The following is a 19,066-nucleotide window of genomic DNA, read 5'->3' as shown; positions in this document are numbered from 1 at the left end:
TCAGCCCCTCCGCCCCATCAGGCCCTGCGGGCGGAAAGCCAGTACAGCCGCCATGATCAGGAAGGTCAGCACCACCGCATAGGTTGGCATGTAGACCGAGCCCAACTGTTCGGCCAAGCCGATCAGCAACGCGCCGATGGCCGCCCCCTGCACCGACCCCATGCCGCCCACGATCACCACGACCAGCGAGGCCATGAGAAAGCGCGTGTCCTCTCCGGGCGCGATGGATTGAAAGGTACCACCGACGATCCCCGCCACCCCGGCAAGCCCGGCGCCAAACGCGAATACCCCCAGAAAGACCGGCCCGATCGGCACGCCCATCGCGCCCAGGATGTCACGATCATCAACGCCCGCGCGGATCACCATGCCCACACGGGTACGGTTCAGGGCCAGCCAGATACCGACGCCGATGGCAATCGCAGCCACCAGGATCGCCAGTCGAACCTTGGGGTATTTCAGATAGACCAGCGCGCCCTCGCGGTTGTATCCGGTGACGAGCGGCAGTTGCATCGGGCCACTCAACCAGTCCGGCGACAGGACCTGATAGGATTGTCCGCCCCAGATCCACAGCATGATATCGGCCGCAACAACCGAAATGCCGATGGTCACCAGCGTCTGGCGCAGGTCCTGCCCTTCGAGCCGGCGGAATACCAGATACTGCATGGCAATGCCGACACAGCCGACGACAACAAACACCACGACGAAGGACAACAGCCACAGCCCCGTCCATTCCGCGAACTCATAGCCGACGTAGCCCCCGAGCAGGTACAGCGAGCCATGCGCGAGATTGACGTTGCGCATCAGTCCGAATATCAGCGTGAACCCCGATGCGACCAGGAAGTACAGGGCGCCCAGCGTGATGCCGCTGAACAAGGCGTTCAGGAATACTTTCTTTCGGCCAAATATGTCCTCGAACCCTTCGGGCCAGGGCGCAAAAATTGCCCATATCGCAAAAAGCACGACCAGAACGGCCAGGCCCGTCCAGACCGGTTGTTTCCGAGCAAACTCGCTCATGACATCCTCCCCGATGCGCGGGTTCAGATGTGCCCGCGCGTGTTGTCAGGAAGGATAGGAAACGTACCTGCTTGTGGGCATACCCGGCAGTCTCACGACTGCGCACGGGGTCGCAAAAAGCACCTCAGGCGATCTCGCAGACCACAGCGCGACGGTACTCGCTGGGCGGCAGGACACCGTTGGACGTGAAAAAGCGGGTAAAACTGGCCTGGCTGGAGAAGCCCAAGTCATGTCCGATCTCGGCCACGGTGTCAGAGGACAGCAACAACCGGTCGATGGCTTTCTCCATCCGCAGCGCGTTCAGGTAGACATTTGGCGTAACGCCTATTTGATCGCGGAACATGCGATAGAAATGCGCACGCGAAAGCCCGACTGTCCGGGCAACCTCGTCCAGAGAGGTTTCCTCGAACGGCACCTCGGCGAGCAGCCGGATCGATTTCCGGATTCGGAAATCGATCATCCTGGACTGTCCCCCCGGAACTCCGTCAGCCTCTGGCGTCCACTGCCAGCTCTGCTCGTAGCTGCCGCAAGCGAGCTGCCGGAAGATATCCTCCAGCACGGCGGCTTCGGTATTGGGGTCCATCATCCCGCGAACCATGCTGTGTTTCGCGGTGCGCAGGAAATCGTCCACCTCGATCTCGGAACGACCATAACGCAGCGATGGTGACAAGGGACCGCTGGCCTGAAGAAACCATTTCTGATCGATATACAGGACAAGGACCATGGTTTCCTCGCCCGGAATGCAGGGGCGAAAGAAATGCGGCTGCCATGGATTGACGGCAACCCCGTTGCCGCATTTCAGGTCATAGGCGCGATCCTCTACGATCATCTCGGCAGGTGCGCCGTCGATGTGAAAAAGAAGATGCCCCTCGCGATGGGCATGCACGACAAGCTCCCGGTCGAGCTGAAACAGAAACACCCGACCATAGTCGCCCCTAAAAGCAGCCAAAGCCTTGCTCATCCCTTCTCCTCCCAGCTAGGCGACGCCCCCTCGTCAGTCCGGCAACCGCGAAACCATACCAGAAATTCGTGGTTCTGATAAAAGACTTCTCACTCGCTCCCGCACAGAATGGCCTTGTAGTCAGCCTTGCGCACGCGCCTTGGATTGGTGGTGTTGGCCACATCGCCGGAAACGGCACAGGCGATCCGTGCCCGGGCGGCACGATCCAGACCCAACTCGTCCAGCGCGACCGGCAGCCCCAGCTTTGCGGCCAGTTCCGACACCGTTGCGACGATCCCAGCGGCACCGCCTGAACACTCCATCGCGTCCTCGATATCCGGCATGATCCTGTCCATCGCCGGCGCGTTGAAGGCCATTACCGGTTTGAAAACCGCTGCATGGAAATATCCATGCGGGTGTGGTGCGCTCTGATCCTCTTCGATGGCCAGCGCCAGCGCATGGATGGCGCCCAGGCCGCCATCCTCGGCCAAGGCGCCATTCACCGCTGCCGAAAACACCGCCTCTCCCGAGGTGGAGGGGTTAGCCCCCGCAGCCCGCCGCTTCAGAAGTCGCCAGGCCCGCCGCAAACCGTCGATCGCCATGCTTTTGGCCGGAGGGCTCAACCGGGATCTGGCCAGCGTTTCAATGCAATGCACGACCACGTCGAATTCCGCGCAGATCGCATCGGTGACGTCAAGATCGCTGTAGGACCTGGAATCGCAGATCAGCGCCGAAGGTACAAAGGCTTCGTCTCGGCAGCTTTGGAAATGCCCGTTGAAATCACCGATCCGCACCGCGGGTCGCAAACCGGCGCCGTCCGCTGGTGTGGTGGGAACGACGATCAGCGGAATCGACGGGGCATCCTCGAGCCGGCGACGCAACTCTGGGCGCACGCGCGCAAAGTCCCGCGCGGCGTATTTGCAGCTGTCGATCGCGTCACGTCCGCCAAATGCGACAATTCCATCGCGTCCTTCGGTAAACAACCGGCGGGCGATGGCGCGCGTATCGCCCATGTTGGCCCGCGCCTCGATGCGGTGGACGGCCAGCCTTGCCTTTTCGGGATCAGCGCTCGCCGCGCTTGCGCCCTCAAGGCATTCCTCGAAAAGACGCGGGTCGCTGGCTGTCACATCCGTGACGATCAACGGTCGAAAGACACGCAAGAACTCCAGCTCGGCCTGAAGTACCTCATCGAGACCTGAGTCAAGAAAGTGTATTCTCGGTCGGATCGGCGGCATCTGCATCCCGGACAAGCCTTGCAAAAGGGTCGACACGGGCGGTCTGCGCCGCCCGTGTATGAATTCACGATGGCTTAGTTCCCGCGCAGCGCGTCGCAATCGGGCGTGTCGCGGGACGGCAGTCCCACCTTCGTCATGAATTCCTCGGTCGAGAGGCCAAAGGTGGCGTTCACGTTGTCGGTGCGCGAGACCATCCGCGATGTCAGGCCAGTGCCGTCCTCGTTTTCAACGACCTCAGAGATATAGACCGAGCCGATTGCCTGCCGGTTCTCATCCAGCTTGATATGGCCCAGCGGAGAGTCGAGCTCGACCGCCGCCAGAGCCTCGCGGAAAGCCTGCTGGCCGCCGCCCAGATCCCCCTCGACCTGGTCGAGTGCGGTCAACGTGGCCACCGTCGCGTTGTAATAGAGCGAGGCGAAGAGCGACGGAGACGGGAAGCGCTCGTGCTCCGGCCAGGCTCCCTGATAAGCGGCAACGAACGCCTGCCACTCGGGAAGATCGGAATCGGCGGCCTGCCATCCGGCCGCCGGTGTGCCGATCAGCGCCTCCTTGGCACTGCCCTTGGCGGTCAGCACGCTCTGGTCGGCAATGATCGACGATCCGATCAGGTTGGTTTCTGCGCCGGCCTGTTCGTACTGGTTCAGGAAGTTGATCGCATCGGTCCCACCGACGCCAAGATAGATCGCGTCGATATCGTCAGGCATGGCGGCAATGACCGACCCGAAATCCGAACTGCCCAGCGGTACCCAGAACCGTTCGGCGATTTCACCACCAGCCCGGCAGAAATCAGCCGCGAAGCCAAGGAAGTTGGTGTAGCCAAAGGAATAGTCCGCCGCCACGGTGGCAACCCGTGTCCAGCCCTTTTCATTGACCACGTAGCTTCCCAGGCCGTACCCCGCCTGCGCGCCCTGGATGTTGAAGCGGAAGAAGTTCGGGGCGGGATCGACAAAGGTCGTCTCCATAGCCGAGGACACGCCGTTGATGATGGTGATGTCCGGCACGGTCTTGGCATAGTCGCGCATCGCGATCCCCTCCGAGCCCGAAAGCGGCCCGATGATCAGATCGACACCATCGCTTTCGACCAGTTTTCGGGCAGCGCGCAGTGCGGTGTCTGGCTTGCCATCGGTCGGCCCAAGCACCCATTCGATCGCCCGCCCGCCGGCCATGGAATCCGCCTGACGCAGGGCCAGTTCGAATCCGCGAATGCCATCGGAGCCAGCTTTGGCAAACGTCCCTTCCTGTGTGACCAGCAACCCGATCATGATCGGGTCCTGATCGGCCACAACCACCTGCCCATACAAGGCACCGGCAGCGAGGATCGCGGAGGCCACCGCGGATGTCTTCGTTGTCATGTCGTCCTCCCAGTTGTCTGTCGACCGGCCCTGCCGGCATCGCCAAAGCCTGCGAAAGACACCCCGCCGAGACCATACCGGGAGATCACGCGCCGTACCCCACAGTCTCAAATTATCCGGGATTGCCCGCCGAAAGGCGGCAACCCCGAGCCTCGGATATCGAGAGTTGATGCTGAAACGAGAAGAGATGGCACCCTGAACAGGTCAGAAAGCCGGGGGCGGCCCAACGGGTCCGGACCGCAACTGGTAACGTCGTTAGACCCGGCATCATCGGACAAAACGCGACTGCGTTGCGTCAGCGGCTCCTGACTTTGACAGCATCCCCGCATTCAGGTGTTGCGCCTGACCGTCACAGGCGGTGCGCTGTGCTGGTCGGCCAGGTGCAGCTTCTTGAACTGCGCTCAGGTTCCGCGTCGCAGACGCAAGCTGTCCTCGATGATCGACGCGATTGCCGCCGCGCAGACGAGAACGCCCGAGATCGGCACGATTGCGACGGCATATTTCTTGGGCATGTAATTGGGTTTGAAGACGATGCCGCCATCCTCCCAGGCGAAGTACCACATTTCCCAATATTTTCCGCCCATTGTCTGTACCGCCTCGATGCCCCAGATGATCATGACAAGCCCAAGGCAGAAGATGATCCCGGTCCAGATTTGCCGGATCGCAAAGGCGACCTTGCCGGGCAACCAGTCGTAGATCAGGTCAAGCGCGATGTGATCCTTGTCACGCACGGTCAGCGCAAGCGCAAAGAAGACCAGCCAGATATTGCTGAGAACCGTCAGCAGGTCTCCCCAGATCGGTGGGTCCTTGAAGACATAGCGCATGACGACCGAGTAGACGGTAAAGGCCACCATGGCCAAAAGCAAAACGGCGCAAAAGGCTGTCAGAACCTTTCTGACGGCGCTGTCGACGAAACGGATGGCGGCGATCATCGGCTCTTCCTTTCTCAACCCGCAAAGCCCAGGGCGCGCGGTAAATACATGGTAAAGCCCGGCACCACGATCAGCACGAACAGCAGCGCGAACAGCGCTGCCAGATAGGGCAGCATTGCGATGGCAACCTTTTCCAGCCGGACCTCTGCGATGGCCCCGGCCGTAAAGAAGGCAACACCCACCGGCGGGGTGACGGACCCGATCAGGAACCCGACCACCACGACAAGCGCCGCCTGCACATCGGGATACCCAGCCTGGACCATGACATCGACCAGAACAGGTCCCACGACGATGATGTTGGCGGCCGAATCCATCACCATGCCCAGAAGGCAGATGAACAGGACCAGCACCAGCGCAAAGACCAGCGGATTATAGGGATAGCCCAGCAACCACTGTTCCAGCTGGCCGATGGCGCCCAGTGACGTGAGCAGCCAGCTGAACGGGCCAGAGGCGGCGATGATGATGAACACCATGGCCGAATTGCGAAAGGCACGCACAAAGGCGCTCTTGCAGTTGCTCCAGGTGATGGTGCGATAGATGAAAAGCCCCACGAACAGCGCGATGGTGGCCGTCAACGCACCCGCTTCTACAACACCGGCGATGCCGAACACGACCGAACCGACCAGCACCAGCGGGATCAACAGTGCAAACGAGGATTTGTAGCCGGCGATGGCGATGCCCTTCAGGCTGAACGGCTCGTCACTGCGTTCGAAGTTCTTTTGTCGCGCGATGATATAGTTGATCACCATCAGCAGCCCGCCGATCATCAGCCCCGGAACGATCCCGCCCGCGAACAGCGCGCCCACCGAGATACCACCGGCATTGGCCAGCACGATCATCATGATCGAGGGCGGGATGATACCGCCGATGGTCGAACTGACGGCGGTGATGGCGGCGGCGAATTCGGGCGGGTATCCCGCCTTCTTCATCCCCGGCACCAGAAGCGAACCGACCGTCGCCGTGTCGGCCACGACCGAACCGTTCATTCCGGCAAAGAACATGCTGACCAGTACATTGGCCTGGGCCATGCTGCCGCGCATTCGCCCGATGATCCGCTGGCTCAAATCCACAAGCCGGTCGGTGATGGTGGCCGAGGTCATCAACTCGCCCGTCAGCATGAAGAAGGGGATCGCTGTCAGGGGAACCGAGTCGATGGCGCTGAACATCTGGCTGGGGATCAGGATCATCGGCGCGGCATCGGTGATCAGGATATAGACCACGGGGATCAGGATCATGGTAAAGCCGACCGGCGCCCCCAGCATGATCAGCACAACCAAAATGATCAGAAGCAATACGCTTTGCATCCGGTTTTCCTACCCACCCCTGGACATTGATGGCGCGAAGGGTCTCCGCGCCATCTTTGCCTGTTTGTCCTGCCGGTTCGCCTAGAGTGCGCCGGCTTCCTCGAGTTGCGCGATAAAGCCGGTCATGCCCTGCTCTTCCAGAACGCGGCGGGCGGTGGCGGGATCATATGTACCCTTGGCGTTCAGCCAGGCGTCGATGGCCCCGGCGCGCCACTGGGTCAGTTCCTCTTCCGTCGGGACATACCATTCCTTGGCGGTTTTCTTGATTTCGGTCTCGCCCGCCTCGACCCAGGCACGGTCGAGTTCCTGCACCTTCTGGCCAAAGGCTTTCGCTGCGGTATGCAGCCACCCCTTCTCTTCGTCGGTCAGCGCGTCATACTGGCGCTTGTCGATGGAGAGCTGATTGCCCGACCATGACCCACCGATCTCGGTGAAATAGGGCGCGACCTCGTGCAGCTTGGCGACGTGCTGCCAGGGTGTAGCGACATACTGACCCGAGACGACGCCGGTTTGCAGCCCCTGGTACAGCTGCGCCCAATCATAGGGCACCGGCACCGCCCCCCAGTTCTTGACCAGCGTGTATTCGATCGGACTCTTGGTGACGCGCCATTTGATGCCCTCCATGTCACCGGGCACATGAACCGGGCCATGGGCATTCCCGAGCTGCCGGAAACCGCCAGAGGAATAGACGGTCAAGCAGATATGCCCCGCCTCGTCGGCCGCAATCTGGCATTGCTGTTCGGCCAGCCATTCCGACGAGATACGGTCGGCGTCCTCGATGCTCTTGAAGATATACGGCAGGTCGAAGATGGCCAGGGCGGTGCCAAAGTTGCCGAAATTCGCTGTCGAACTGGTCCACAGCGCCAACAGGCCCTGATTGGCCTGCTCGCCGCAGCTCTGCTCGCTGCAAAGCGACTTGCGGTAATGCGGTTCGATCTTCAGCTTGCCCCCCGAAACCTCTGCCAGTGTCGGGATCAGTGCTTGATCGATGGCATCACCGATTGGCATGCCGATAAAACCGACGGTTCCCAGTTTCAGAACCTTCTCGGCACTGGCCCCTCCGGCCGTCAGCGCCATGGCACTGGCCAGGCAGAATACCTTTCCTAGGGTCTTCAGTCTCATCATTGTCGCTCCCGTCGAAAGTTTTTGTTGTTGGGCACATCTTTCACGGCGGTTCGACCCAAAGAAAGTGACAGATCCTCTGAAAGAAAGGGACAGATCGGATAGGACCTGACAGGCTGTCCCGGCAGGCTCTATGGTTCGAACCGATCAAGGTGACAGGGCGAAAGGACGGCGATTGGCATCAGCGACACCAAAATTCCTGAAGCTGCCCGAGAACTCGCCCCTGAGCCTGCGGGATCAGATTTGCGAGATGATCAGCGCCGCGATCACGTCTGAATCTCTTGCCCATGACCGCCCTCTGCCTTCGTGCCGGGACCTGGCCGAACAACTGGGCGTGTCGCGCAACACGGTGTTCGCCGCCTATAACCGGCTGGTCGACCTCGAACTCTTGGTGTCGCGCGACCGCTCCGGGTATTTCGTGGCTCCACAGACGGCGGCCCTGCAAAAGGCGCAGTCCAGGGAAAACCAGAACGCCTGTCAGGCGGTGCCTTGTCCGGTGACGTTCCAACCGGGCAACCTGATGCCCGTGGTCAATCCGCTGGACTGGCACAAATATCCCTACCCCTTCATCTACAACCAGATCGACCCGGACCTGTTCCCGGTCGATGGCTGGCGGGAATGCACGCGTCAGGCGCTTGGCCGCAAGCAGATGCCGGTCTGGGCCAGCGACTCCGTCGAAAGCGACAGTCCAAGGCTGATCCAGCAGTTGCGCCAGCGGTTGCTGAACACACGCGGTATATATGCCGATGACGACGAGATCCTGATCACCCTTGGATCGCAAAACGCGCTCTACATCCTGGGCACCATCTTTGCCCGGTCCGGCAAGCCGATTGCCCTCGAAGACCCCGGGTTCTTCGGTGCCCGCAACGCCTTTCGGCTAGCGGGAAGCGAGTTGATCGGTGTGGAGGTCGATGACGACGGCATCGTCCCGGACTCCATCCCCGCGGGCTGCCAGTTGGTTTTTACCACGCCAAGCCACCAGTTTCCCACCATGGTCACAATGAGCCAGAAGCGGCGCGAGGCGCTATTGGAAGCCGCGGTGGCCAAGGACTTTATGATCATCGAGGACGATTACGAGGCGGAAATGAACTATGTCGCCGCCTCCTCACCGTCCATGCGGGCCATGGATCGGACCGGGCGCGTGATCTATGTGGGTAGTCTGTCCAAGACCGTGTCGCCGGGCATTCGTCTTGGTTTCATCGTGGCGCATCGGGACATCATCCGCCAAGCCCGCATCGCGCGCGGCGTCATGATGCGCCATCCGCCGACCATCGTGCAGGAGATCGTGGCGCTGTTCTTTCAGCTTGGCCATTACGATTCCCATCTGCGCAATATCGAGCGGCGCTATAACAAGCGCTGGCACGCCATGAACCGGGCGATCACTCGGCACCTGGACATGTTGCGCCGCACCGATTCCAAGGGTGGAACCTCGTTCTGGTTGACGGGGCCACAAGGGTTCGACGCCTCCGAACTTGCCCTGCGATTACGGTCCAGGGGCGTGCTGGTCGACCGCGGACAAGACTATTATCTCAGCATGAATGACCGCCGCAGTTTCCGGCTCGGCTTTGCCTATGTTCCGGTGTCTAAATTGGACGCCGGTGTCGAAATCATCGCGGCCGAAGTGAAGAAGTTATTGTAGGCCGACCGCGATCTGTCCCTTCGAATTTCGTCACCTGTCTCTCGCCGTAGCGCGACCAAGCCAGTTAACTGGCGAGGGATTGGCTCATGGCCAGGAAGATCGGGGACTCCGTTTTGAAAGATCGTTCGGACACTGACAAGTCGGTTTGCAGCTTTGAATGCCATGTTCCTGATGAGGTGCTGGCGCAGATACGATCTCGCGTCGCGCAATACCCCTGGCACGAAATGCCCGATGACGGGGGTTGGGATTACGGCACCAACCTCGACTACATGAAAGAGCTTTGCGACTATTGGATCGAGGAGTTCGACTGGCGCGCGCAGGAGGCCCGGCTGAACGCCTTTCCTCAATTCAAGACCAAGGTCGACGGGATCGACCTGCATTTCATTCATGAGGTCGGAAGCGGCCAAAACCCGATGCCCCTGATGATCAGCCATGGCTGGCCTGGCTCGGTCGCCGAGTTCCTGAACCTGATCGAACCGCTGGCGCATCCGGAACGCTTTGGTGGCAGTGTGGACGACGCGTTTACCGTGGTTGCCCCGTCGCTGCCGGGCTTCGGCTTTTCCGGCCGCCCGCCGCGCCCCTATGGTCCACGCAGGATGGCCGGCGTTCTCAACCGACTGATGACCGAAAGGCTTGGCTTTGACAGCTATCTTGCTCAGGGAGGAGACTGGGGCGGCGCAATCTGTTCCTGGCTTGGATATGAACATGCCCCCGCCTGCCGGGCGATCCACATCAATGTTCTGACCATGCGCCACCCCGATGGCCCCCGGACACCCGAGGAAATCGCCTGGGCCCGACAATTCGATGCCGATCAGATCATGCAGAACGGCTACCGCACGCAACAGGCAACGCGTCCCCAGACGCTCAGCTATGCGATGATGGACAGCCCAGTGGGCATCGCGGCCTGGCTGGTCGAGAAGTTTCACGACTGGTCTGACGTGGCCCTGGGTCGCATCGAGGACGCCCACAGCAAGGACGAACTGCTCACCAACATCATGATCTATATCGTGACGCGGTCGTTCAACACCGCCTCATGGATCTATTACGGACGGCGCGAGGAAGGCGGGCGGATCCTGTCGCCCGAGGGCAAGCGGGTCGAGGTGCCGACTGGCTGCGCCGTTTTTCCGGCCGAGATGTTGCGCTGGCCGCCGCGGTCCTATGCCGAGCGCATCTACAACATCACCCAATGGACCGAGATGCCGCGCGGCGGCCATTTCGCCGCGATGGAAGAGCCCGAGATGCTGCTGAACGACATTCGCACTTTTGCGCGCAGTCTGCGCACCTGATCCGACGGAGACCCAGATGACGCTTTCGCATGCCGAATTTCAGGCAATCGCCAGCAAACTGACACCAAACGGGCGGGCCTTCATCGATGGCACCTTCTGTGACGCGGCGGATGGTGGAAAATTCGAAACCACCAACCCGGCGACCGGTCAGGTTCTGGCGGAGGTGGCGCATTGCAAGGCCGCCGATATCGACCGCGCGGTGGTGGCGGCGCGGCGTGTTTTTGACGCGGGCACCTGGTCGCGCGCAGAACCCGAAGAACGCAAACAGGTCCTGCTGAAGGTCGCACAACTGGTTCGCGAACACGTCCACGAACTGGCGGTTCTGGAAAGCCTTTATACAGGCAAGACCATCAACGATTGCATGGCGGAAATCGGTGGCGAGGTGCCGAAGTTCTTTCAGTGGTACGCCGAACTGGCCGACAAGACATTTGGCAAGATTGCTCCCACCGGACCGGGGGCCATGGCGCTGATCACTCGTGAACCCGCTGGTGTCGCGGGGGCGGTGCTGCCGTGGAACTTCCCGCTTGTGATGGCAGCCTGGAAAATCGCGCCCGCGCTGGCGGTCGGCTGCTCGGCCGTGGTCAAGCCCGCCGAACAAACACCTCTGACCGCAATCCGCCTTGCGGAACTGATGCAGCAGGTGGGGGTGCCGGATGGCGTCATCAACATCGTGCCGGGTTTTGGCGAAACCGCAGGGGCAGCAATCGGCCTGCACAACGACATCGACACGGTTTCCTTTACCGGCTCGACCGAGGTGGGCCGCATGTTCATGCGGTATTCCGGCGACAGCAACCTCAAGGGCGTGGGGCTGGAGATGGGTGGCAAGAGCCCCTTCATCGTGCTTGCAGATGCAGCAATCGACGACGAGTTGATCGAACACGCGGCAATGTCGGCCTTCTGGAACGGCGGCCAGAACTGTTCGGCAAACATGCGCCAGTTGATCGCGGCCCCGCTGGTAGAAGAGTTCACGGCCCGCATGGTAGAGCGCGTTCGGTCCTTCACCCTTGGGGATCCGCTGGACCCAGCGACGGATATCGGCTCGATGATCACGAAGGATCACAAGGAAACGGTACTGTCCTATATCCAGAGCGGTGTGGACGAGGGCGCGGACAAGATCATGGGCGGCAACAGTGAGCTACCCGGCTATTTCATCGAACCGACCGTGTTCCGGAACGTGTCGCCCGGCATGAAGATCGCACGCGACGAGATCTTCGGTCCGGTTCTGGGCATCATGCCTGTCGCAACGCCGGAAGAGGCGTTGGCGATTGCACGGGATACCGACTACGGATTGCATGCCACCGTTTTTACCCGCGACATCGACCGCGCGATAGATTTCGCCCGGTCGCTTCCATGCGGTACGGTATCGGTCAATGGTTTCTCCGAGGGAGACATCAAGACGCCGTTCGGCGGCTACAAACAATCAGGGTCGATGGCGCGGGACAACGGCACCGAGGCGCTGGAACAATACCTTCAGACAAAGACGATATGGATTCAGACAAAGCCCGGATCAGGCTAGGCCGGGGTTATTGCGCTCAGCGGCCACTGGCGGGATAGAGGGGACAATCAGACAGCACGGTTCATGCCGGATCTGCTGGCGCGCAATGCCTGGCACCGGGCTGAAAATGGCCCCGGCTCCCACATGTCGCGGATATCGCGACAACGATCAGGCGAAGATACCGGGGTCGAGCCTGTCGACCGGCGTGATTACATCTGCAGGAATGCTCAACCTTTCCGCCGCTTTGCGCAGGCTCTCCTCGTCCGGAGCCTCGTAGAGACAATAGGTTTTCCGTTTGTCTGCGCTCAGGAACGAAAAGATCCATTCGACGCCTTCTTCGTCGTTGATCGACTTGATGTGCTTCTTTGCCTCGTCGTCGACTTCCAGCTTTTCGGCAAAATTCCTCTCAATAATGAATCTTGGCATCAAATCCTCCCAAAAACGGGCATCCGGTCTTATATCGCCGAGGTTTCAAGCTTGCCCCTGAGGGAAACCATACCCATTTTTTGCGCTGTTGCCAACGCTTCCGCCTCTAGTTGCAAGGCCCGCTTCATGTCCTCTTTTCGTCCGCGACGCCGCAGTGCCGCGGAATAGGCGGCCTTGCTGTGCGCGATCCACGGCGGTGCCTTCATCCGGGTATCGATATCTATGGCGGTTTCGAACATGTGGTCGGAAGCATTCCAGTCGCCCATCAACGCGGCAAGATTGCCCAGCCGTCGCGCGGCGGCCCCGGCGCAAACCGTCGCCGCCCCCGCGGTTATCGTCAGCTGTTCATAGGGCAAAAGCTTGTCATAGACGGTCTGGGCATGCTCCTCCTGCCCGACCGCCACGCAAATATCCGCAAGATACGCAAGAGTTGTCGAATACATCGCATCATGCGGCAGTTCGAACCCGGTTTGGGCGAGGTCATTCAGAATGCGCTCTGCCGCATCCGTGAAGCCCAGCTCAGCGGCGATGACCCCGAAGCCGGGTTGCCATGTCGTGTCTTCCGGTCTTTCCGACATCAGGCGCTTCATGACCGGCGCCACTTCGTGAAGCCGGCTTTGTTCGCGGCGAATGGTGAACATCTGCACGCCAAAGACGCCTTCGACATGTTCGCCGTGGGTATGGCGACCGATCTTCACCGCCTCGTTCGCATATCGCTCCGCCAACTCGAAATCACCATCCAGGATCGCGACCATCGCGCGGGCATGCACCTGCACCCAATAGAGTTGGAGGTGATTTTCCTTCTCCGAGATCTCTGTCAGCAATTCCAGCGAGTGATCCAGCAACTGTCGGTCCACCATCTCGGCGCCCACAAACAAGCTCAGCGTACGGTCGCGCCCTTGATCAATGTTCCCCAGCTTCTCGGCGACGCGGCGCATGGCCTTGAGGTTGTCGCGCCAATGGTTCTTTTCGATCTTGCTGCGAGCGACAAAGGGCGAACCATAGCGCGCCATCATCACCGAGAACTGAGCCTTGTGGTCACCAAGTTGGGCGGCAAGTTCCATGGCTTCGCGTCCGAATGTGCCACTCTTCTCGAAATCTCCGGTGAACATATAGGCACGGGCAAGTTGGCTCATCAGCCCGACACGGCGTCTTTCGTCCTGTTCCGGCAGGTCCCGAAGTGCCTGGTTGCAGAAAAGGATCGCCTTGTCATGCTTGTCGCTGGCCATCATCGCCGTATCTGCGAAGTGGTTCGCGGCGTCGGCGGCAAGCTCGGGATGCCGGATCGCCCGCGACGTGTTCCAGGCCTCTTCGAGGATCGCGATGCAATCGGGCAGGTGACCGGCGCTGTCATAGCTGCGCCCGATCAGGATCTTTGCCCGGATGACTTCTTCGGTGTCGTCTCCGCCGAGGTGCCGCGCCGCTTTCAGGGTTTCTTTGGCGTTCGACATCGCCTCGCGGCTTGCCGAACGGGCCAATGCCAGTTCGGTTGCGGATCGCCACCGTTCAAAGGCAGACGGCCAGTCTTCCGCTTCGGTGAAATGGCGGGCGACCAGTTCCGGCTGGCGCTCGATCTCTGCATATCGCAATTGCGACAATGCCTTGGCCACCCGCGCATGCTGCTGCCGACGGGTCGCGGCAAGCATCGACTGATAGGCGGTATCGCGGATCAGAGCATGTCGGAACACGTAATTCCCGCGACTGTGGCCGCTTTCGAAGATCAGCCCCGATCTGCGCAATTCCTGAAGACAGGCAGGTATGTCGATCTGCGTGTCGTCCATCGAGGCGGTCAGCAGCGCAGGTTCGAATTCACGACCGATCACCGACCCGGCCAAGGCGACCTGTTTTGCATCCTGCGAAACCGCATCCAGCCGCGCCATCAGCGCCCCCTTCAGCGACGACGGGACAGACAGCTTCCCGGTGCCGCCAGAGGCCCCGATCGCGCGGGTCAGTTCCTCGACAAAAAGCGGCACACCGTCGGTCTTTTCGATGATGATTTCGATCAGTTCCCGGTCGGGTTCCCGCCCCGAGACGTTCCGAACCAGTTCCGCGACCTGATCCGCTTCGAACCGGCGCAACTGGAGCGTCTGGACATGCGCGTCGCCCTCGGTCCGATCAAGGGACCATTCCGGCCGATGCGTGATCAGGATCATCAGGGGCAGGTCAAAGCAAATCTCCTTGAAACGATCAAGAAGCGCGTTGGTAGAGGCATCGATCCAATGTGCATCCTCGACAAACAGGATGACCGGTCGCACATTGGACCGGACCTTCACCGTGTTGATCAGTGTCTGAATGGTGAGGTCCCGTTGCTCTTGCGGCGACATCGCCAGCACATCCCGCGCGACCTTGCTGCGTGGTGCCACCAACGCCGCGAACACCGGCAGCACCTTTTGCCAATCCAGTCCCGGTCTTGCCTCCAGCATCGCACTTACATGTTCCAGTATCCGGTCATCGTCGAAGTCGGGGGCGATACCCGCGTCCCGTGAAATGCGTTCGGTAACGGGATGGAACGGACTGCCGGTCAGGTAAGGAGAACAGTTCAGCCGGATGATATCGGCCTGTTCGCGAATAGCGCTGTCCGACAGGAAATCTTCGGTGATCCGCGACTTGCCGATCCCGGCTTCACCCGAGAGCAGGACGACTTCGCCCTTGCCACCCTTCGCGTGCTGCCATGCTTGTTTGAGTATCCCGGTTTCAAGCGTGCGCCCTACGAGAATGCTGGACAGGTCTTCGCCATGGGCTGCGCGAAACCGGCTCTCTGCATTGCGCTCGGCCTTGACCTGCAAGAGGGCACGCGGTGAAGAGAAACCCTTCAGATGCTTTTCGCCAAGCCGCTCGAACTCGAAGATATGGTGCAGAGACGCCTCGGTGCCCTCTTCGGGCAAGACGATGGTATTGGGGGGCGCGTGTTCCTGTATGCGCGCGGCAAGGTTCAGGGTCGGCCCTGTCATCGCGCCTTCCTCATAGGTGTTCTCGCCTATGGTATCGCCAACGACGACCTCGCCGCTGGCAACGCCAATACGAATGGACAAGAGCTGCCCGTCCGGGGTGTGCTGTTCGCTCACCCGCTGAACCGCATCCAGACCGGCCTTGATCGCGCGTACCGCATGGTCTTCGTAGGCACGCGGCCATCCGAAGAAGATCAGCAACCCGTCGCCCAGATATTTGGCAACATATCCGCCATATCGACTGGCCGCTCCCGCGACCGCGTCCTGGTATCGTTGCAGCAGGGCGCGCATGTCTTCAGGGTCGAGGCGATTGGTCAGCTCGGTCGAGCCGACGAGGTCCGTAAAGAGTACCGTCAGGTGCCGACGCTCGGCAGCCGCCACGCTGGTCGGCTTGTCGGTGGTGTCGGCACCGCTGCCTGAGACCCCGGTTTCGCTCGCGCCTGTATCACCTCCTGCCTCAGCAGAAGGGGTCTTGGGGGTCGCGGATGTGTTCGACAGTCCCTGGATCGCGGCAAGGATCAGTTTTCGATGCCCCAGGCTGACGCCCAGCTCCTTCAGATCATCGTTGGTCAGAAGCGGCACGATCCTACTGTCGACATCGTTCTCGCGAAACGCATCAATGTACTGGCTCAAGCCCAGACCGGTCAGCCATTTGTCGATCTCAAGATCCATGCCAGATACCATGCTGATTTACTGATCCCCGATCAAGACGACAGGTTTCCTCCGCAACAGCACCCGACACGCCAGGACAAAAAATAAGGCCCGCCGGAGAGAGGCCCCGGCAGATCGCACCCGTCTTCTGCGTCCGGGGTGGACCAAAGCGGCGCCGACCCGTGGGTCGACGCCAAATCCCGGAAAGCCCGGCAGCATCGGCGTCCGGAGTTGCCGAGCTTGGAAAGGGGCAGGCTATTCTGCTGCCTCGACGTTTTCCGAAGGACGAATATTGTGATTGCAGCGAAAGAAATTGTCGGGGTCGTACTTGGCCTTGACCTCGGACAATCGTTGCATGTTGGCGCCATAGACGTTGTCGACACGGTCGACCTCGTCCTCTGGCATGAAGTTCACATAGGCACTGCCCGTCGAATAGGGCCGCATGTCGTCGAACAGCTTGCGCGCCCAGCCGATGCAGAAATCGTCCTTGTCCGCAGTGCTCCAGCGGGTATGCACGTTCATGATGAAATGCGCAGATCGTTCCGGATAGGCCGTTTCACCCGGCGCGACACGTGCCATCGCCCCACCGACATGCGCGATGAACACTTCGGATTGCGGGTCCGGCAGATCGCCAATGGCAGCGACCAGTACCTCGATCGCCTCGGGTGACAAACTTGCGAAATCGTGACTTTTCCAATAGTTCCGCTCGCCCGGGGTCAGCAACGGATCAAACGCGGCCTGCCAACCTACAAAGGGATGCGGGCCGATGACATCGACGATCGGATTGCCCAGAGAACGCAGGCCCGCCATCGCCTTTTCACCTTCGGCCATATCCCCTGCATAACAGGCCGCGAAAATCAGAACCTCCTTGCCATGCCACTCTTCGGGGAGGAAGGGCAGCGGGGGCGCCTTGCGCATCACCGTCCATATGGTCAGCCCATCATCTGCGGTATCCGTGATCGCAGGCAGTTCATTCAGGAGCGAGATTGCTTCCGAGATCGGGTGCACGATGAGCCCTGACATCACCTCGGGTCCAAGCGCGTGCAGTCTGAAATGAAAGGCGGTCACAACGCCGAAATTGCCGCCGCCCCCCCGCAACGCCCAGAAGAGATCCGCATTATGGCTGTTGCTACAGGTGATGATGTCGCCATCTGCCGTGACAACTTCGGCCGACAACAGGTTGTCGATGGTCATGCCGAACTTGCGCGTCGTCCAGCCAAAGCCGCCGCCCAAGGTCAAACCGGCAATCCCCGTGGTCGAGTTGATCCCCACCGGAAGGATCAGGCCATAGGCCTGAGTTTCCTTGTCGACGTCGCTCAGCAGGGCGCCGGGTTCGACGCGCGCGGTCTTGGCAAGGGGATCGACACCGACCGATGTCATCCCGGAAAGATCAAGCAGCAAGGCGCCATCCACAACCGCATGACCAGCAATCTGGTGACCGCCGGACCGTATGGACATCACGAGGTCGTGCTTGCGGGCAAACTTCACGGCATGCTGCACATCGCTGGCCCCTCGCGCGTGGATGACCAGCCCCGGATTGCGGTCAACCATCGCGTTCCAGATGGTCCGGGCGTTCTCATAGCCGGGGGTCCCGGGCCTCGAAACGCCACCCCGCAATGACGCCTCCAGTTCCGCGATCAGAGCCTCGTCAACTGGCACGCTACCGTTGTCCATTGTGTTGATCTTGGTCATCTTACTTTCCTCCACCCTCGAGGTGACGGCAAGCCACCCCTGACGTAACGTAACACAGTTCTCTCCCCTGCTTCTGTCAGGTTGGTCACACTCGACGCGACGCGGTCCGGGATTGGTGAGCCGGCGCGGAAAACGGCCCGCAAGCTCCTGTAAGATAGAGTTTATCCGATGCGTCCCGCGTTGAGGGGCCGGTACCCTCTTTGCAACCGAGACGATTGTCGTGCGGGAACTCGATACCTAATACTGGTAGCTCGTTGATGCGGTCAGGGGCTGTGTTCCGGTAGATTCGCGATATGGCATCGCACCGAGCAGCCCCCCAGGGCCTGACAAACTGCACCGGACCGCGCGTGATTGCCTCGGAAGAAGGGACTGGTGTCCTGACCTGCCCCCGTTCCGGTCCCGCATTCATAAAGAGAGGCAGCAGGTAGGTGACCTGCTCCCCTGAAATGTCCTCGATTCGAGGGTAGCCCGTTCTCCAACTGAGGAGACTGAGGATGAAGAGAAGCCGTTTCAGCGAAGCGCGGATCGTTGGTATCCTGAAGGAGCACCAGGCGGACAGGTCGGCCCCCCACAACCAGTTGCCTTTTGTGTTCACCGCCCGGAGCCTAGTAGACCCTCAACCACTATAATCCTCGACCAGCAGCGGCTGCATCGAATAGCTGACAGAAACCGGAGCCTGTCCGTCGACATAGCCAACCGTCTGAACCGAACTCTGGGCGACCATGGTCCCGGTGATCCATACCGGGGTGAAGAGACCGCTAACCTCGATGCCCTCGGGATACACCACATGGACGATCTGGTTGGCGGGGGGTGGCGGGGTGTGGATACAGGCGCCCACCGTCGGCACGAGAAGAAACTCGACGACCTTGCGGTCCTTGAATTCCAGGGGCAGAACATAGCCAGGCAGGCGGACACTGGTGCCAACGAGGTCTTCGTTCACCGCCGAGGCCGCGGCTTCGCGTTGTTTCATGATCGCGAGGCGCGCGGCGAACAACCCGTCGACATCGAGGCCGTCCTTGGCCAGTTGTTT

At 60.7% G+C, this 19,066-nt stretch carries 14 protein-coding genes; 3 read left to right on the top strand and 11 right to left on the bottom strand.

The window, feature by feature from the left end; genetic code table 11:
• The 7 genes from AC2FLM_RS18295 to AC2FLM_RS18265 form a co-directional block, all read right to left on the bottom strand.
• Positions 1-1,014 (bottom strand): branched-chain amino acid ABC transporter permease, encoded by a 1,014-nt coding sequence (locus AC2FLM_RS18295; RefSeq protein WP_234145655.1) that lies wholly within the window; start codon positions 1,012-1,014, stop codon positions 1-3.
• Positions 1,015-1,138: 124 nt separating this feature from the next.
• Positions 1,139-1,975 (bottom strand): helix-turn-helix domain-containing protein, encoded by an 837-nt coding sequence (locus AC2FLM_RS18290; protein ID WP_234145656.1) that lies wholly within the window; start codon positions 1,973-1,975, stop codon positions 1,139-1,141.
• 89 nt (positions 1,976-2,064) lie between these two features.
• The gene (locus AC2FLM_RS18285; protein WP_496859433.1) at positions 2,065-3,189 is read right to left on the bottom strand and encodes an iron-containing alcohol dehydrogenase; all 1,125 of its coding nucleotides are present in this window, start codon (positions 3,187-3,189) and stop codon (positions 2,065-2,067) included.
• Between the two features lie 74 nt (positions 3,190-3,263).
• Complete coding sequence (locus AC2FLM_RS18280; RefSeq protein WP_496859407.1) at positions 3,264-4,541, bottom strand: ABC transporter substrate-binding protein; 1,278 nt, start codon at positions 4,539-4,541, stop codon at positions 3,264-3,266.
• A gap of 401 nt (positions 4,542-4,942) precedes the next feature.
• Positions 4,943-5,473 carry a TRAP transporter small permease gene (locus AC2FLM_RS18275; protein WP_496859406.1) on the bottom strand — a complete coding sequence of 177 codons (531 nt, stop codon included), beginning with the start codon at positions 5,471-5,473 and terminating at the stop codon, positions 4,943-4,945.
• Between the two features lie 14 nt (positions 5,474-5,487).
• Complete coding sequence (locus tag AC2FLM_RS18270) at positions 5,488-6,777, bottom strand: TRAP transporter large permease (RefSeq protein ID WP_496859405.1); 1,290 nt, start codon at positions 6,775-6,777, stop codon at positions 5,488-5,490.
• A gap of 81 nt (positions 6,778-6,858) precedes the next feature.
• A complete protein-coding gene (locus tag AC2FLM_RS18265) occupies positions 6,859-7,902 on the bottom strand; it encodes a TRAP transporter substrate-binding protein (RefSeq protein ID WP_496859404.1) in 1,044 nt (347 codons plus the stop codon).
• Between the two features lie 172 nt (positions 7,903-8,074).
• Between AC2FLM_RS18265 and pdxR the strand changes: the two genes are divergently transcribed.
• From pdxR to AC2FLM_RS18250, 3 genes are all read left to right on the top strand, one after another.
• Positions 8,075-9,538, top strand: a complete 1,464-nt coding sequence (gene pdxR, locus AC2FLM_RS18260; protein ID WP_496859403.1) for a MocR-like pyridoxine biosynthesis transcription factor PdxR — start codon at positions 8,075-8,077, stop codon at positions 9,536-9,538.
• Positions 9,539-9,651: 113 nt separating this feature from the next.
• Positions 9,652-10,824, top strand: a complete 1,173-nt coding sequence (locus tag AC2FLM_RS18255) for an epoxide hydrolase family protein (protein WP_234145663.1) — start codon at positions 9,652-9,654, stop codon at positions 10,822-10,824.
• Between the two features lie 16 nt (positions 10,825-10,840).
• A complete protein-coding gene (locus tag AC2FLM_RS18250; protein WP_496859402.1) occupies positions 10,841-12,340 on the top strand; it encodes an aldehyde dehydrogenase in 1,500 nt (499 codons plus the stop codon).
• 147 nt (positions 12,341-12,487) lie between these two features.
• Here the strand turns inward: AC2FLM_RS18250 and AC2FLM_RS18245 are convergent, their stop codons facing one another.
• The 4 genes from AC2FLM_RS18245 to AC2FLM_RS18230 form a co-directional block, all read right to left on the bottom strand.
• Complete coding sequence (locus tag AC2FLM_RS18245; protein WP_234145665.1) at positions 12,488-12,745, bottom strand: DUF4242 domain-containing protein; 258 nt, start codon at positions 12,743-12,745, stop codon at positions 12,488-12,490.
• A gap of 29 nt (positions 12,746-12,774) precedes the next feature.
• Positions 12,775-16,365, bottom strand: coding sequence for an adenylate/guanylate cyclase domain-containing protein (locus AC2FLM_RS18240; RefSeq protein ID WP_496859401.1), 3,591 nt, complete (start codon positions 16,363-16,365; stop codon positions 12,775-12,777).
• Positions 16,366-16,599: 234 nt separating this feature from the next.
• Positions 16,600-18,036, bottom strand: coding sequence for an FAD-binding oxidoreductase (locus tag AC2FLM_RS18235; protein WP_234221935.1), 1,437 nt, complete (start codon positions 18,034-18,036; stop codon positions 16,600-16,602).
• A 616-nt stretch (positions 18,037-18,652) separates the two neighbouring features.
• A partial coding sequence (locus tag AC2FLM_RS18230; protein ID WP_496859400.1) for a DUF3299 domain-containing protein occupies positions 18,653-19,066 on the bottom strand: 414 nt, incomplete at its 5' end.

The sequence above is a fragment of the Ruegeria sp. SAZD011 genome (genome assembly GCF_059612545.1).
Note: the sequence above shows the minus strand (reverse complement) of the source record. Positions and strands in the feature narration are given on the sequence as shown.

Coding starts and splice junctions, on each gene's coding strand:
- AC2FLM_RS18240 (WP_496859401.1), bottom strand. CDS start 16,365: ATGGATCTTGAGATCGACAAATGGCTGACCGGTCTGGGCTTGAGCCAG.
- AC2FLM_RS18285 (WP_496859433.1), bottom strand. CDS start 3,189: ATGCCGCCGATCCGACCGAGAATACACTTTCTTGACTCAGGTCTCGAT.
- AC2FLM_RS18295 (WP_234145655.1), bottom strand. CDS start 1,014: ATGAGCGAGTTTGCTCGGAAACAACCGGTCTGGACGGGCCTGGCCGTT.
- AC2FLM_RS18280 (WP_496859407.1), bottom strand. CDS start 4,541: ATGACAACGAAGACATCCGCGGTGGCCTCCGCGATCCTCGCTGCCGGT.
- AC2FLM_RS18270 (WP_496859405.1), bottom strand. CDS start 6,777: ATGCAAAGCGTATTGCTTCTGATCATTTTGGTTGTGCTGATCATGCTG.
- AC2FLM_RS18245 (WP_234145665.1), bottom strand. CDS start 12,745: ATGCCAAGATTCATTATTGAGAGGAATTTTGCCGAAAAGCTGGAAGTC.
- AC2FLM_RS18290 (WP_234145656.1), bottom strand. CDS start 1,975: ATGAGCAAGGCTTTGGCTGCTTTTAGGGGCGACTATGGTCGGGTGTTT.
- AC2FLM_RS18235 (WP_234221935.1), bottom strand. CDS start 18,036: ATGACCAAGATCAACACAATGGACAACGGTAGCGTGCCAGTTGACGAG.
- AC2FLM_RS18275 (WP_496859406.1), bottom strand. CDS start 5,473: ATGATCGCCGCCATCCGTTTCGTCGACAGCGCCGTCAGAAAGGTTCTG.
- AC2FLM_RS18265 (WP_496859404.1), bottom strand. CDS start 7,902: ATGATGAGACTGAAGACCCTAGGAAAGGTATTCTGCCTGGCCAGTGCC.
- AC2FLM_RS18250 (WP_496859402.1), top strand. CDS start 10,841: ATGACGCTTTCGCATGCCGAATTTCAGGCAATCGCCAGCAAACTGACA.